The organism is Legionella cherrii (assembly GCF_900635815.1).
Taxonomy (GTDB): domain Bacteria; phylum Pseudomonadota; class Gammaproteobacteria; order Legionellales; family Legionellaceae; genus Legionella; species Legionella cherrii.
Genome location: NZ_LR134173.1, coordinates 3,504,187 through 3,518,559 on the forward strand (window position 1 = coordinate 3,504,187; position 14,373 = coordinate 3,518,559).

Sequence of the window (14,373 nt, forward strand, 5' to 3'; positions counted from 1 at the left end):
AACTTATTTCGCCAAATAAAAAATCTATTGACAGATACGGTGATCAGAAAGGTCCAATGGATAAACATGCCTCAATACACGAACTGTCTTGGAAGAATGTCGCGGCAAATGAAAAAGGATATATCCTTCTAATCACTATGATCTTGCTGATTATGCTTACTGTTTTGGCGCTTACGGATGTGTCACTCAATACCACACAGACACGAATTGCAGCGAATGCTACTGATAGCGAAATTTGTTTGGAAAAAACTGAAGGCGCATTAAACCAGGCAATTAATAATTTACTGAATGGAACTTACAATGCAAACAATTTTTTAAATAACAACAGCGGACTGTACCTATTAAATCCCAATAATCCACCATTATGGACAACCGTTAATTGGTCCAGTTCTACATCAGTAATTCCCAGTTTTCAAGGATACTCCAATTCCCAAGCAAGCTATATCATAGAGCAACTGCCTTCAGTTATTAAGCCGGGGCAAAATATGAAAATGCCGACTTACATATATCGAATTACAGCACGGTCTTTAGGAGCTAATGGAAACACATCGGTAATGTTACAAACGACGGTACAAATTCAACCATAGGTACGATTGATTATGAACGATGCACGAAGCAGATATTTTGGTAAAGGACTCAGGATTTTCTTATTAATCTTGCTGTCAACTTTTGCCATTGCAGCGAGCCAACCTACCTTGAATATCCCCCAAGTCCCTCTGATCTTAGCCAGTCCAATTCATCCACAGATATTAATTGCCATTGGAAATTCCGAATCAATGGATGGGAACCTGGCCGGTGCCATCATGACGGGATCCGGCTCTCTTACTGGCGGTTTAACTTCATTGAGTAATTCCAGCTCCCCTATCAATTATACCGTGCCTACAGGGTTTACCCCTCCAATTCAAGCAGCAAATAGTAGTGGGCAAGCACCCTATACCGTCAGTCAAAGTGGTGTGTTGGTCGATAATAGCCCCAGCCGCTTAAATGTGGCAAAAGCGGGCATTCAAGCCATTATCAACACCTACATGGAATCCACAGACTTTGCTTTGGAAACCTACAGTATCAGTGGTGTCGGTGTTTATAACACCTGGGTTTATTATATGTCTCCTCAAAGCAGTAATTTTTCATTCACCAACACACAGGTTGCAGGGAATACTTACGTACAAAACCCCTGTTACAACTATTCTACTGCATCCTCAACGGTTCAAAGTAACTGCAGCTCAATCGCCAGCTTTTATGGTTCTTCAGTAGTATCCTCTAACTTATACATGCAAATTGGTTCATCAAGTGATTTCCCTTCAATTAATGACGTGCTTTATGCAAGCAGTGGACTCCCGGGAGTATTTCTTACATACAATGGACCTTCACCTGCAACCCCCTATCCACCTAACTTTTCGATTAGCAATTACAATAGTGGCAATGTGCTAATTTCTTACTCCAAATCATTACCTAATATTGGTGGTTTTAGTACAAGCCCGACCAACGCGGGATTTGTGCCCTTTTCCCCACAAGTGCTTTATGCTCAACGTGGTTTTGGATATAACGGCAACCAATCTGCTACGACAGGAAACATTGTGGTTCCTATGACTAGTGCAGGAACAACGCCAACCCAGACGAGTATCAACAATGCCATTAGTGTATTTACACCCTACTTACAGCCTGAGACAAATTCCTCGTCAACTAAAGAAATTAAAGCTGCAGCAGTGCAATCACCAATTGCAGGTCTGCTCACAAAAGCTAACTCATACCTCACCTCATTAGGCACAACCAGTGGCAATGGTTGCCCACAGAAAAAATACGTTATTTTGATTTCTGATGGTCTTCCAACTCAAGATCTGAGTGGCAAACTATGGCCTCCCTTGGGCAGTGCCGCTGCGACTGGCTATGGTATTACTGCAACCTTTAATGCAGATGGCTCGCTTAAAAGTACCAATTGCCAAGCCTTAACCGATGCAATAAATACGATTACTACACTAAAACAAAATGGAATTCCAACCTATGTAATAGGCCTTGGGGCTGGAGTAAATCCCTCATTAAACCCCCAAGCAGCGTCTACACTGACGGCAATGGCTGTCGCTGGAGGCACCACCAACTATTACCCTGCTACCAGCTCAACCGATCTGGTTAATGATCTGAACTCCATTATGATTTCGATTCAAAATGGTTCCTATACAACCACTGCAGCATCAGTAAGTTCTACCCAACTGAGTACAAACACTGTGGAATATAAGGCCAGTTTTGTATCCAATGACAGCCCTTATCTCGACTGGACAGGAAGTTTAGTTGCCCTACCTCTTAATCCGACAACAGGGATTCCAACTGGAGCCACCAACTGGAATGCACAGCCTCTACTCGATACTCTAGTTGCTGGTTCAGGATGGTCATCCAACCGATTTATTGCCACCTGGAATCCTACAACTAATACCGGTGTCCCTTTTGAATGGGCCAATATAAGCACCAGCCAACAAACCGCGCTTCAACCTTCAGATTCATTAGGCCAGCAAAGGTTGCAGTATTTGCGTGGTAATACAGCCCTGGAGCTCCACAACGGTGGAAGCTTTAGAAATCGCTCCCATATTCTTGGTGATATCATAGACAGCCAAGTCTTATATGTAGGCCCCCCATCAGCACCTTATACCAGTTCAAGCTATCTTTCCTTTGCCCAAGCACAAGCGAATCGTACGCCAATGGTGTATGTTGGGGCAAACGATGGGATGTTACATGCATTTAATGCCGTGAATGGTCAGGAGGTATTTGCTTTTATTCCTAATGGGGTATTTAATAATCTTGTCTATCTTACTTCTCCTCTTTACAACTTAAGTCATCGTTTTTATGTGGATGGCTCACCTCAATCAGCAGATGTGCAATTTTCCGATACCAGTTGGCATACTGTGCTGGTTAGCAGTGAAAATGGAGGCGGCAACAGTATTTTTGGATTGGATATTACCAATCCTATCAATTTTGTTAATGAAACCAATCTGGCTCAAAAGGTACTTTGGGAATTTACTGACTCGGATATGGGTTTAGGTTATAGCCAACCACAAATCGCTCAAATTGGTTCGAGCAGTGCAACCCCGGCTACTTTTGCGGTCTTTTTTGGGAATGGTTACAACAATCCAAACAATACGGCAATACTGTATGCGATCAATCCACAAACAGGTGCATTGATCAGTAAGATCAATCTTTGTAATGCGGTGCCCGGCACATGCAGCACTTCAACGCCGCAAGGCTTATCCTCAGTTGCAGTGGCCAACCTAAATGGCTTTCAAGGAGTCCCCATAACTAATGTCTATGCAGGAGATTTACAAGGAAATATGTGGTCAGTAAATGTAAGCGATCTGAATCCTGCCAACTGGACTGTGCGCTTGTTGTTTCAAGCAAAAAACTCTTCCGGTACAGCCCAATCCATTACTACCGCACCAGTAGTAACCCTTAATCCCAATTACCCACGCATCCCCGGATTATTCGTTATGTTTGGTACTGGACAACTACTCCAAACCTCTGATCTGCTCAATACCCAAACACAAACAATTTATGGTGTTTTGGATAAACCGCAATCAAGTGTTACTTATACCCGGACTAATCTTCAACAACAAACCCTGAATTTAGTTTCAACGTCAACTTCGGGTTTATCCGTCCCTGTTGTTACAGCATCATCCACACCAGTTAACTGGAATAATCAATTTGGATGGTTTACTGATATGATTACCTCAGGACAGCGTATTGTTACCAATCCCACCATATTCAATGGAGCCTTTATCAGCACGTTAAACACCCCACCGCAATCGTGCGGTACCAGTTTTTCCTCCATGCTGCTTGAACTGAACTTCAAGACAGGTGGGTCATTTCCTAATCCGCAAATTACCGGTGTTAGTGCCAGTGGTTCTCCCACTAATCAATATTTATACTCAGGGGTTGTAGGCATTCAATTATCCAATAACTTTGCAAATGCACCAACTGTTGTATCGAATCAAAATAATTATGTCGTTCTGCTCATTACCCAAGCGAATGGCAGTCAATCAACTATATTGAACCCAAATACTTCTCAAAGAAAAACAGGGTGGTGGCAACTGCAATAAGGATTACAAAAATGAATCGAACACGAAGACAAGGCTTCACCTTAATCGAATTAATGATGGCCGTCCTTATTATGGCCATACTGGCTACAATCGCTTATCCTTATTACGTAAGTTTCTTGCTGAAATCACGCCGTTCTGATGCGATAGCTACCCTAGCACAAGATCAGATCACTCTTGAACGCTGTTATTCTCAAAATTTTTCCTATAATGCGGCTTGCGGTTCATTACCCGCCTTTCCACAAAGATCCGCACAAGGCTTTTACAGTATTACCCTAACGAATTTAGGTCCAACATCCTACACGCTGACAGCAACCCCTATAGGCAGTCAAACTGAAGATACGACCTGTGCCAGTATGACTGTGGATCAGGCCAACACAAAAACTGCTGTAGATTCATCAGGAACTGCACAAACTATTTGTTGGAATCCCACTTAAATTCTTATGATGGGTATGGAGGTAGTTATCCTAATAAAAAGTCACAGCTACATTATCCCGGGCGGAAAAAAAGTTCCAAAAAATTTACTTTACAAAGAAAAACCAATTCTCTACTATCCATCTCAACGGAAAGTCCAACTTAAAATAAAATGGAAATTTTTTGCTTTTTTCTAGGCATTCTCTATCTATACACCTCAAATTACTTTTTACCCCTAATCAACTTACTGATTTTTTACCTCAGCCCAAAATATCGAATAATTGGTCTTTTTATTTTAGGGATCATGTTCGCTTGGCTGCACCAATCTTTGGTTTTACCCAAAGGAATAGCAAATATTAAAACTCTTTCGAAACACGCTGCGGAGAGACAAATACCAGGAGGAACGAAGCACGGAACCGGAGTGCTCGCATCAGTACATGAAGATTTGAGCACCCTACCGACAACGCAGGGGTTCTCTGCAGTAGCGTTTCAAAAGAGATCTATTGCGGTAATACCCAAGGTCACAATAGAAGGAACCATTGCATCCATTCCTACCCAGGATTTTACCAAAACCCAATTTTTATTAGCTCTTGAACAATACGATCATCTTCCTGCACAAGGTTTAATTCAATTATCCTGGTATAAAAATGCCCCCAAGTTACATTCAGGACAACGATGGCGATTCACGGTCAAATTGAAAAGGCCACGCAATTATCTTAATCCTGGAAGCATGGATTACGTGAGCTCACTTGCAGCACGGCATATCTTTTGGATCGGTTATATTCTTCCCCAAGAAAATAAACTGCTTAATGAATCACCTTCTAATTTTAGTTGGCTGCGATTACGTGAGTATTTAAGCAATCAACTCACCCAATTAGCCCCAGATCAATCCACAGCAGGTGTTGTTGAAGCCTTAACTTTAAATTTAACAAGCCATATTAGCCAAGAAAATTGGGATTTATTTAGGCGCACAGGCACAACTCATCTTTTTGGAATCTCTGGGGAGCATATTGCATTGATATCCGGGATGATTTATTGGCTGGTTCGCTGGTTATGGTGTAAAAGTGCGCGCTGCTGCTTATTGATTCCTGCCCCCTACGTAGCCAGCATTATAGGTCTCTTAGCTGCTGTATGTTATGCCTTTTTAGCGGGATTTGCCCCACCGGTACAAAGGGCATTAATCGGTTGTTTCTTTTATACGCTCTATCGCTTAGGAAAATTGCGCTTTTCTACCTGGCAAGCATGGCGTTATGCTTTGTTTGGGGTTTTATGTATTGAGCCTCATGCAGTGTTCATGCAAGGATTTTATTTTTCATTCATCGCAGTTGCTTGTTTGCTTTTGACACAACAACGCTGGAGATTAAAAGGTTATAAAGGAAATTTAGCCATACAATTGAGTTGTTTAATTGGACTGATGCCTTTAACCCTGCACTGGTATGCTTATGGTTCCATAAATGGATTTATTGCGAACTTATTTGCTATTCCTTTGGTTGGTCTACTGATTGTCCCTTTAGCATTAATCACCATGACGTTCTGTTCTTGGAGTTTTGCTGGTTTATTGATGAAACTTTTGGCCTTACTGATTGCCTTATTATTTAAAGGATTAAATTTAATTGAGCATTTGGCACACATTAATATCAATGGATCCATTCAAGGTATGGAATGGGTTATTGTTCTAATGGGAGTACTTTTGATGTGGGTTTTATTGCCAATTAAGCCCTTTCAATGGATTGCACCACTGTGGGTTCTACTCGCCGTTTTTCCTCATCAAACGATACGCTCCCCAGGAGAAGCAGTGATTGATATTTTAGATGTTGGCCAAGGATTGGCAGTAGTCGTAAGGACTCAAAATCATGTTCTGATCTACGATACCGGAGATCGATTTTTCCAAGGGAATGATTTAGGAAAAATGGTGATCTTGCCTTATCTTAAAACGTTAAGAGTCAATAAAATTGATGCTGTAGTTATTAGCCATCCAGATAAAGATCACCGGGGCGGACTTAACTCGCTGGAGAATGGGGTACTCGTAGCGAAACGATTAGTAAACGAGCCTTTTTATTATAATAATCATGGGGTGCGATGTCATGATTACCCGCCATGGAGATGGGATAAGGTGTATTTTCGTTTTTTGCCTATCACCACTCATTTTAAAAATAAAAATAACAATTCGTGTATTTTACAAATAAGTACAGAAGCTGGAAAAGTACTCTTAACCGGCGACATCGAAAAGACAGCCGAAGATTATTTGATAAGAACGTATGGAGACGAACTCGCATCTGATGTTTTAATTGTTCCCCATCATGGGAGTAAAACCTCGTCTTCTTATCGATTTTTACTGGAGGTTGCTCCCCGTTATGCAATAGCTTCTTTAGGTTTTGACAATCGCTTTCATTTTCCACATGCTAAAACATTAGCACGTATGAAATCCTTGAATATTCCCTTTTATAGAACGGACCATTGTGGGATGACACAAATCACCTTGCCTGTTCAAGGAGAAATTAAAAGCCCGATTTGTTATAGTGGCCTTAAAAAGGTGTAGCAACCCGGTATCTAGGCTTTTGTTGGTCCAAGGCTGAACCCTAAAGCGAATTTGAGCCAAACACTTCCATGACAGAAAAAACCTGTGCTTGCGAACAATCAGTCAATATCATATCGTGGTATCATGTCATTTCCATCTAATTCAATGCCTGAATTTCGGCCGCACTTTTTTTTAAAAAAGCTATAGTAAGAAATGAAACTACTGATTTGAGCGATCCATGTTATCTAATTCGGTAAAGAATGAGTATTACCAAGCACTACTTGCTAAAAACTCCAAATATGAAGGCATATTTTTTGTAGGTGTTAAATCGACTGGAATATTTTGTCGACCAACTTGTCCCGCAAAAAAACCTAAATTTGAAAATTGTGAATTTTTTCATACTGTACAAGAGGCACTTCTTGCTTCATATAGACCCTGTGCGCGCTGCCAACCGTTGTCCTATTCCAATCAGGCTTCGCATTTAATTCAAAAGTTAGTTGCGGCGGTAGAGGCCAATCCTGAAAAGAGATGGAAAGACAAAGACTTTGTAGCGTTAGGAGTTGATACATCAACTGTACGTAGACAATTTAAAAAACGCTTTGGGATAACCTTTGTTGCGTATGCACGTGCAAGAAGAATGGGTATTGCCATGAAACAAATTCGTGAGGGTAAAATAGTGATTGAAGCACAAGTTAATGTGGGATATGAATCCAGTAGTGGTTTCCGCGATGCCTTTTCTAAAATTATGGGTGCAGCCCCTTCACAATTAGACAAGCATCATATTGTTTTAAAAGCTTCCTGGTTTGACTCACCCTTAGGGCCAATGCTTGCAGTAGCGGATCAAGAAGCTTTATATCTTTTGGAATTCGTAGACAGAAGAGGACTAGAGCGAGAAGTGGAACGGCTGAGAAAAAAAATGAACGCAGCCATTATCCCAGGAGAGGCACCCCCACTTCATTCTATTGAAGAAGAGCTTAAAGCGTATTTTGAGGGAAACCTAAAAGAGTTCAATACCCCAATACATATGCTGGGTAGTCCTTTTCAAAAAATGGCCTGGCATGCTTTAACGCTTATTCCCTATGGAGAAACGAGAAGTTATGCGGAACAAGCTCAAGCATTAGATAAACCTACCGCATATAGGGCTGTAGCCAATGCGAATGGTGCAAACTCACTTGCAATTATTGTACCTTGCCATCGAATCATTAATTCCAGTGGCGATCTGGGAGGTTATGGTGGTGGGATCGCACGTAAAAAATGGTTACTTGAGCATGAAAAGAGAAATAAATAATTCAATCACAGAGAAGCTAGATTGCAACTAAGTTTACTATGGCCATTATTTCCCTTCTCCCCAAGGGGAGAAGGTGCCCTTTAAGGCGGATGAGGGAACTGCGTACCTACACTCAGACTAGGAATCCCAACCAAAAAATTTAGTCAATGAAAAAGGAGATGGATTAAATCCACTTACTTCGTCTGATACATATTCCACCCCATTCTCTTCAACTTCTTTTTCTTTCTTATCGTTACGGACCGATGGTGACGGCTTTGTAGTAAAAGGAGTTAAACGAGGGGGCTGATTTTCGAGTTGTTGATTTAGGATATTTGTTTTAGGAAATAAGTTATTACTGATCATTGCCTTAATAAAATTATTGCACACAACAAGTTCATTTTTATTAAGAGTTACCGTGAAATTATCTACTGGTACGCCCTTTGTTTCTAAAGCAATTTTAAATTGTTCGAAAAGCAGTTTTAGAAGCCGCACAATATCCTGGACATCTTTTTCTTGATAGAATAAAAGACTAGGCTTAGGACGGATGGTTAGTGCATTTTGTCCATGGTCCTCGCTAAATAACAAAAACTCCATCATCTCTTCCAAATCAAATAAGTCAATTGCTGTTTTATCTGGCGCAGTTAATTCCTCATTTGATATTACGTCCAATGGTCTGCTTTGGTCAGTACCCTGTTTTTTCATTCCTATACGGTTTGGCTCAAGAGTTAGGGCTTCAATTATGAATTTGCTACTATCTGAGTATTTTAAATAAGGCATATTTCTCCATCGATCATTGTCATAATGATCCAAGTTATTATAATAACAAATCGCTCATCTCTCTTTTGATTCTTGCAACGATTATTTACATTTTCTTAACCATTTATTTGATTAAATTCCACTGATTTTATGAGGAACTATCGCATCCTCTGACAAAATAATTAACGCGATGAGCCTCTCTTGATTTCAAAAATCCGATATAAGTTCAAAGGTAATAATAAAGAATGCAGAACAAAAATCGGATAAAGCGCGCTACCAAGAGCATAAAGAATAAATGCAACATTGGAGCAGATTGCAACAAGACGTAATGTCAAAATCCTTTTGACATAAAAAGTCGCCAAAACCAAACAGCAAGCAATATAGCCAATAATTTCGATCGTTGATTCCATTTCAACTCCCAACTTACAATCCATTCATATTCAACATACACCGAGTATGCGTGACTCGCAAGTGGCTTCGGATTTGTAATCCAGGCAAAATAAAACGACCCCTGATCAAAAAATAATCAAGGAATAAGTGATCTTTATTCCAGTTCGTTTCACTAAACCAAAAAGTCCGTGTTACAGTTCGCCGGTTTAAGTCAAAGTGCTCTGATTTGAGCACAGTGAAACCCGGCATAGATGAAGTATACGGGTATCGGAGCACATAAAATCACAGCATTTTAATTCAATAGAGGTAAATAGATCCTATAAAGGCAGTGGTGTGGATGAAGAAGGAATAGGCGGCATAAAGACTCGTTCGTTCACAAAAGTGATTGCTTCTCGTTCAAATGTGGTTTTAACTGCAGAAAGGACTTCGTCACGCACCATAGCCAAATCGTTTTTTGACCAATACAAGATTTTAAGCTCAACACCGCCCCTATCAATCATCTGCGATAATAAAATTTGAGTCCTGGGTTTAGGTAGAATATAGCTGCATTCTTCACAAATTTTGTAGAGTAATGATTTAATCGTGGTAACATCATGTACTGCATCAATTCGAAGTACTATCTCATCACGTTTTTGGGGATAAATACTTAAATTGGTGATTTCTGATTTAATCAAACCTTCATTAGGTATGCGGATCAATCGATTATCACTGGTTTTGATTTTAGTTGATAGCCAGTCGATTGTTTCTACTGTCCCTTTAATGTCTTTAATAGAAATGACATCCCCTACTTGAAAAGGACGTTCAAACAAAAGAAAAACGCCACTAATGAGGTTGGATGCAGCAGTTTGCGAAGCAAAACTTAAGGCTACAGTAAACAAACCCGCAGTACTTAACAAGATAGTCAGTTTAAATCCAAGTTCATGCAATGCTGAAACTGAAAAAAGCAAAAACAGGCCGTAATAAACCACGCGACTTGATAACATGGCGTGATGCTTTGAAAATCTACTTTCAATTATTTTTTCAATCAAATGACTCATTTTCTTTGCAAGAAAATAGCCAAAAAAGATCAAAAATACAGCAAAAGCAATACGCTCCCAGTCCACATGTTTCAAATATTCTAATGTGTAATCCATAATTGACTCAAAACTAAGCTGCAGAAAAGACAAAATAGTACCAATTTTCAACAATAGATACTATAAGCTTTTTTATCGATTCAGAATTTTTACAGTAAGATTTAATTTAAATGTACTCGGGGAGCATAGAGTGGACAAATCGTAGGGTTGATCAGATAAGGCCTGTTGGCCCTTCGCGAATCAATTTAAAAAAATTAAATACCAGAATCTCCACACGGTACATGAGATCATCATCTCGTGTACCGTCCTGTCTGTTGGTTAAAAATCACTCTCGTAAATTAATAACAGGATTCTTGTAACCAACAATGTCCGTATCTATTGCATACCCGAACAGTTTGGCAAGAATCGTTATAGTAGTAATCATTATTGTAGTAAGGAACCCCTATAACAACACCAGGTCCCCACCAGCCGCCTCCCCAGCCGCCATAATAACCACCATGCCAACCGCCACCATGGTAATAGCCCCCATGGTAGTAGCCCCCGTTCCAACCACCACCATGCCAGCCACCGCCACCATGCCAACCACCGTGGGCAAAACTTGCCCCAGCAGTAAATAGGCCGAGAGCAAAAACCGTAGCGCATATGATTTTACTCATAATATTTCTGCTCATGTTAATTCCCTATTTTCTAATGACCATATTTAATTATAGCTTAAATATGCTTCAAAAATAATAGGGGTGTCAATTTTTTGCCGCCTGAAATATGTATTTGAAATACATCTAATTAAAGGAAATAATAGGACTTTTTTAGTGTTAGGGTGAATCATGCAACTGACTCAATTTACTGATTATTCATTACGCGCTTTGATTTATATCGCGATAAAACAAAATACGTGCACTATTGATGATATCGCCTGTGTGTATGATATTTCACGCAATCATTTAATAAAAATAATCCATAATTTGTCTAAACTAGGAATTATTAAAACAATTAGAGGAAAAAATGGTGGCCTTATGATGGCTAAAAATCCTGCCGACATTAATTTGAAAGCTCTGGTTTTGCAACTTGAACCGCACTTTGATCTCGTGCCGTGTTTCAACAAAGATAAAGCAAATTGTTGCATCGCCCCCACATGTAAATTACGAAAGCTGCTCCTTGATGCACAAAATGCATTTTTTACCGTTTTAGAACAATTCAGTTTAGAAGATATCATTCAAAACAAAGTCGAACTTTATCCATTACTCAAAATAACTCAAGGAGAATTCGATGAACAAAATAAAAATCAAACGTATTTATGAACAAGCCGAGCCTTCAGATGGATGTAGGATCTTGGTTGATAGATTATGGCCTCGTGGAGTTAAAAAAGAAGACGCAAAGGTGGACTTATGGTTAAAAGATACGGCTCCAAGTAAGGAATTAAGGCGATGGTTTAATCATCAACCTGAAAAATGGGAAGAGTTTCAAAAACGTTATGCAAAAGAACTTGAAAATAAAGAAGAATCACTCCAAACAATTATTGATAAAGCCAAAACTCAAACCATCACTTTGTTATACAGTGCTAAAGATGAAAAACACAATAATGCACTGGCCTTGCTTGAGTTCATGACGGCAAGAAAAAAATAATCAAATTTGGTACTATTTTAAAGTTGTATTTAAAATGGAACTTAAGTATGATTACTCTATTTATATCAGCGGATAGTAGTATGACTGAGCTGAATAAAACTCATATTGAAAAGCTCGTAACCCATTTTTACAAAAAAGTACAAAGAGACGAAATCCTCGCTCCTATTTTTAATGATGTGGCACAAGTTGATTGGGATAAACATATCCCTCTGTTGTGTCAATTTTGGAATAGCATTATGTTGAAAACCAATGAGTATCACGGTAATGCCTATCAAAAACATATCCTCTTAAAACAATTTACCGATATTGGAGAAACACACTTTATCCGTTGGCTAAATTTATTTCAGGAAGAGGCGGTAAATCAATTGCCTACAGAGATTGCTGAGGAACTAGTTCAAAAAGCCACATTAATTGCAGAATCTTTAAAATTTGGAATGCTGAGTCAAGAAAAGAGGGTTAAAGCACATGATTAAGCCACTCACTCGTGATATTCTAATCACTTTAATTATTAAATTTAGCTTATTGATTTTATTATGGATTGTTTGCTTTAAGGGTGTGGAAAAACCACATCAAAGCAATGAACAGTGGCTTTTGGGTTCGGTACAAACAAAAGAATATCTTTCTTCTAAAAAAGAATAAATTAGGAAAATCCTCAATATTTTCTTAAACAAATTGGGGATTTAAAGATTTTTATTAATAACCAATGTGAGGTGAGCAATGATTCCTGGCACTGACCTGGTCGATCTTTCCCGTTTACAGTTTGCTCTAACTGCGCTTTATCATTTTCTTTTTGTCCCACTCACGTTGGGCTTGTCGTTAATTTTAGCGATCATGGAAACCATTTATGTAATGACCGGTCGCGATATTTGGCGACAGATGGTCAAATATTGGGGGGTTCTCTTTGGCATTAATTTTGTTTTAGGCGTAGCTACCGGGTTAACCATGGAGTTTCAATTCGGTACCAATTGGGCTTATTACTCTCATTATGTCGGCGATGTTTTTGGTGCCCCATTAGCAATTGAAGGACTTATGGCGTTCTTCCTGGAAGCTACTTTTGTGGGTTTGTTTTTCTTTGGCTGGGATAGATTAAGTCGCGTGCAGCATATGTTTTGTACCTGGTTATTGGCTTTAGGTACAAATCTTTCTGCGCTGTGGATTTTGATTGCCAATGGCTGGATGCAAAATCCCGTTGGCGCTGAATTTAATTTCCAAACCATGCGTATGGAGGTAACTGATTTTGCTGCAGTAATGTTTAATCCAGTGGCACAAGCCAAATTCGTTCATACCATAAGTGCTGGTTATGTTACTGGCTCAATTTTTGTTTTATCCATTAGCGCTTACTTTTTATTACGAGGTAGAAATATCAATTTCGCCAAACGTTCAATGACAGTTGCTGCAAGCTTTGGACTTGCATCAGCTTTAGCGGTGGTCGTATTAGGTGATGAAAGTGGCCGTCTAGATAATGAAAATCAAAAAATGAAATTCGCAGCAATAGAAGCGATGTGGCATACAGGAGCAGCTCCTGCCCCTCTCACCGTCTTTGGTATTCCCGATGAACAAGCTATGAAAACCAATTATGCATTGGATATTCCCTTCGTATTGGGAGTCATCGCAACGCGTTCTTTCTCAGAACCCCTGGAAGGAATTTCTGAATTGATCGAACAGGGGAAACAACGAATCAAAGAAGGTATGCTCGCCTATGAAGCGTTGACCCGATTACAAAAAAATCCTAATGATGTGCAAGCAAAAACAGATTTTACTGCACACAGTAAATATTTAGGTTACGGCCTGCTCTTAAAGAAATATACAGAAAAAGTAGTTGACGCAACTGAAGCGCAAATTAATCAAGCAGCACAGGATTTGAAACCTCGAGTAACGCCTTTATTTTTCTCTTTCCGAATTATGGTTGCTTGTGGCTTCTTCTTCATCCTCTTATTCGCAACAGGTTTTTACTTATCCATGAAGCGTAAATTACATACTACCCGCTGGTACTTGCGTGCCGCTTTCTTTTCACTTCCATTACCTTGGATTGCTGCAGAGTTGGGATGGGTAGTCGCAGAATACGGACGGCAACCTTGGGTAGTTCAGGATATCTTACCCACGGCAATGGGTACCTCTAGTTTGAGTGCGACTCAAGTATTAACCTCAATAACCGGTTTTATTCTCTTCTACACAATTCTCGCTGTAGTTGAAATTTTCTTGATGGTGAAGTACATCCGTCTTGGCCCAGATAATATGGCTCATTAGGAGATTCAA

At 39.7% G+C, this 14,373-nt stretch carries 14 protein-coding genes; 10 read left to right on the forward strand and 4 right to left on the reverse strand.

Features of this window, described 5'->3' with window-relative positions:
* Positions 1 to 56: 56 nt before the first annotated feature.
* The 5 genes from EL022_RS15025 to EL022_RS15045 all read left to right on the forward strand — a co-directional run bounded on the left by EL022_RS15025 (position 57) and on the right by EL022_RS15045 (position 8,296).
* Positions 57 to 587 carry a pilus assembly PilX family protein gene (locus EL022_RS15025; RefSeq protein WP_193392440.1) on the forward strand — a complete coding sequence of 177 codons (531 nt, stop codon included), beginning with the start codon at positions 57 to 59 and terminating at the stop codon, positions 585 to 587.
* Positions 588 to 599: 12 nt separating this feature from the next.
* Complete coding sequence (locus EL022_RS15030; RefSeq protein WP_028379792.1) at positions 600 to 4,079, forward strand: pilus assembly protein; 3,480 nt, start codon at positions 600 to 602, stop codon at positions 4,077 to 4,079.
* A gap of 11 nt (positions 4,080 to 4,090) precedes the next feature.
* Positions 4,091 to 4,513 carry a type IV pilin protein gene (locus EL022_RS15035; RefSeq protein WP_028379791.1) on the forward strand — a complete coding sequence of 141 codons (423 nt, stop codon included), beginning with the start codon at positions 4,091 to 4,093 and terminating at the stop codon, positions 4,511 to 4,513.
* Positions 4,514 to 4,794: 281 nt separating this feature from the next.
* Entirely contained in the window at positions 4,795 to 7,029 is a 2,235-nt protein-coding gene (locus EL022_RS15040) for a DNA internalization-related competence protein ComEC/Rec2 (protein ID WP_081776860.1), read from the forward strand.
* A 217-nt stretch (positions 7,030 to 7,246) separates the two neighbouring features.
* Positions 7,247 to 8,296: a bifunctional transcriptional activator/DNA repair enzyme AdaA gene (locus tag EL022_RS15045; protein ID WP_028379789.1), complete on the forward strand. Its 1,050-nt coding sequence runs from the start codon at positions 7,247 to 7,249 to the stop codon at positions 8,294 to 8,296.
* A 117-nt stretch (positions 8,297 to 8,413) separates the two neighbouring features.
* Here EL022_RS15045 and EL022_RS15050 read toward each other — a convergent pair whose 3' ends face one another.
* The 4 genes from EL022_RS15050 to EL022_RS15065 all read right to left on the reverse strand — a co-directional run bounded on the left by EL022_RS15050 (position 8,414) and on the right by EL022_RS15065 (position 11,165).
* Positions 8,414 to 9,052, reverse strand: coding sequence for a hypothetical protein (locus tag EL022_RS15050; protein ID WP_028379788.1), 639 nt, complete (start codon positions 9,050 to 9,052; stop codon positions 8,414 to 8,416).
* A gap of 161 nt (positions 9,053 to 9,213) precedes the next feature.
* On the reverse strand, positions 9,214 to 9,441 hold the full coding sequence (locus EL022_RS15055; RefSeq protein WP_028379787.1) for a hypothetical protein: 228 nt from the start codon (positions 9,439 to 9,441) through the stop codon (positions 9,214 to 9,216).
* Positions 9,442 to 9,738: 297 nt separating this feature from the next.
* Positions 9,739 to 10,554, reverse strand: a complete 816-nt coding sequence (locus tag EL022_RS15060; RefSeq protein WP_028379786.1) for a mechanosensitive ion channel family protein — start codon at positions 10,552 to 10,554, stop codon at positions 9,739 to 9,741.
* Positions 10,555 to 10,832: 278 nt separating this feature from the next.
* Positions 10,833 to 11,165 (reverse strand): hypothetical protein, encoded by a 333-nt coding sequence (locus EL022_RS15065; protein ID WP_028379785.1) that lies wholly within the window; start codon positions 11,163 to 11,165, stop codon positions 10,833 to 10,835.
* A 153-nt stretch (positions 11,166 to 11,318) separates the two neighbouring features.
* On the opposite strand from EL022_RS15065, the gene EL022_RS15070 reads away from it, so the two are divergent.
* The 5 genes from EL022_RS15070 to EL022_RS15085 all read left to right on the forward strand — a co-directional run bounded on the left by EL022_RS15070 (position 11,319) and on the right by EL022_RS15085 (position 14,364).
* Positions 11,319 to 11,792, forward strand: a complete 474-nt coding sequence (locus EL022_RS15070; RefSeq protein WP_028379784.1) for an Rrf2 family transcriptional regulator — start codon at positions 11,319 to 11,321, stop codon at positions 11,790 to 11,792.
* On the forward strand, positions 11,761 to 12,117 hold the full coding sequence (locus tag EL022_RS15075; protein WP_028379783.1) for a DUF488 domain-containing protein: 357 nt from the start codon (positions 11,761 to 11,763) through the stop codon (positions 12,115 to 12,117). The genes EL022_RS15070 and EL022_RS15075 overlap by 32 nt, the downstream gene beginning before the upstream one ends.
* Before the next feature lie 47 nt (positions 12,118 to 12,164).
* Positions 12,165 to 12,590 carry a group III truncated hemoglobin gene (locus EL022_RS15080; RefSeq protein WP_237761341.1) on the forward strand — a complete coding sequence of 142 codons (426 nt, stop codon included), beginning with the start codon at positions 12,165 to 12,167 and terminating at the stop codon, positions 12,588 to 12,590.
* Positions 12,583 to 12,756, forward strand: coding sequence for a cytochrome oxidase putative small subunit CydP (gene cydP / locus EL022_RS16125; RefSeq protein ID WP_164715642.1), 174 nt, complete (start codon positions 12,583 to 12,585; stop codon positions 12,754 to 12,756). The genes EL022_RS15080 and cydP overlap by 8 nt, the downstream gene beginning before the upstream one ends.
* A 78-nt stretch (positions 12,757 to 12,834) precedes the next feature.
* Positions 12,835 to 14,364: a cytochrome ubiquinol oxidase subunit I gene (locus EL022_RS15085; RefSeq protein ID WP_028379781.1), complete on the forward strand. Its 1,530-nt coding sequence runs from the start codon at positions 12,835 to 12,837 to the stop codon at positions 14,362 to 14,364.
* The last annotated feature ends 9 nt before the right edge of the window (positions 14,365 to 14,373 follow it).

What these genes read in the sequence shown, in the direction of transcription:
- EL022_RS15035 (WP_028379791.1), top strand. Translation starts at nt 4,091, where the DNA reads ATGAATCGAACACGAAGACAAGGCTTCACCTTAATCGAATTAATGATG.
- EL022_RS15050 (WP_028379788.1), bottom strand. Translation starts at nt 9,052, where the DNA reads ATGCCTTATTTAAAATACTCAGATAGTAGCAAATTCATAATTGAAGCC.
- EL022_RS15055 (WP_028379787.1), bottom strand. Translation starts at nt 9,441, where the DNA reads ATGGAATCAACGATCGAAATTATTGGCTATATTGCTTGCTGTTTGGTT.
- cydP (WP_164715642.1), top strand. Translation starts at nt 12,583, where the DNA reads ATGATTAAGCCACTCACTCGTGATATTCTAATCACTTTAATTATTAAA.
- EL022_RS15075 (WP_028379783.1), top strand. Translation starts at nt 11,761, where the DNA reads ATGAACAAAATAAAAATCAAACGTATTTATGAACAAGCCGAGCCTTCA.
- EL022_RS15025 (WP_193392440.1), top strand. Translation starts at nt 57, where the DNA reads ATGGATAAACATGCCTCAATACACGAACTGTCTTGGAAGAATGTCGCG.
- EL022_RS15085 (WP_028379781.1), top strand. Translation starts at nt 12,835, where the DNA reads ATGATTCCTGGCACTGACCTGGTCGATCTTTCCCGTTTACAGTTTGCT.
- EL022_RS15045 (WP_028379789.1), top strand. Translation starts at nt 7,247, where the DNA reads ATGTTATCTAATTCGGTAAAGAATGAGTATTACCAAGCACTACTTGCT.
- EL022_RS15065 (WP_028379785.1), bottom strand. Translation starts at nt 11,165, where the DNA reads ATGAGCAGAAATATTATGAGTAAAATCATATGCGCTACGGTTTTTGCT.
- EL022_RS15070 (WP_028379784.1), top strand. Translation starts at nt 11,319, where the DNA reads ATGCAACTGACTCAATTTACTGATTATTCATTACGCGCTTTGATTTAT.
- EL022_RS15060 (WP_028379786.1), bottom strand. Translation starts at nt 10,554, where the DNA reads ATGGATTACACATTAGAATATTTGAAACATGTGGACTGGGAGCGTATT.
- EL022_RS15080 (WP_237761341.1), top strand. Translation starts at nt 12,165, where the DNA reads ATGATTACTCTATTTATATCAGCGGATAGTAGTATGACTGAGCTGAAT.
- EL022_RS15040 (WP_081776860.1), top strand. Translation starts at nt 4,795, where the DNA reads ATGTTCGCTTGGCTGCACCAATCTTTGGTTTTACCCAAAGGAATAGCA.
- EL022_RS15030 (WP_028379792.1), top strand. Translation starts at nt 600, where the DNA reads ATGAACGATGCACGAAGCAGATATTTTGGTAAAGGACTCAGGATTTTC.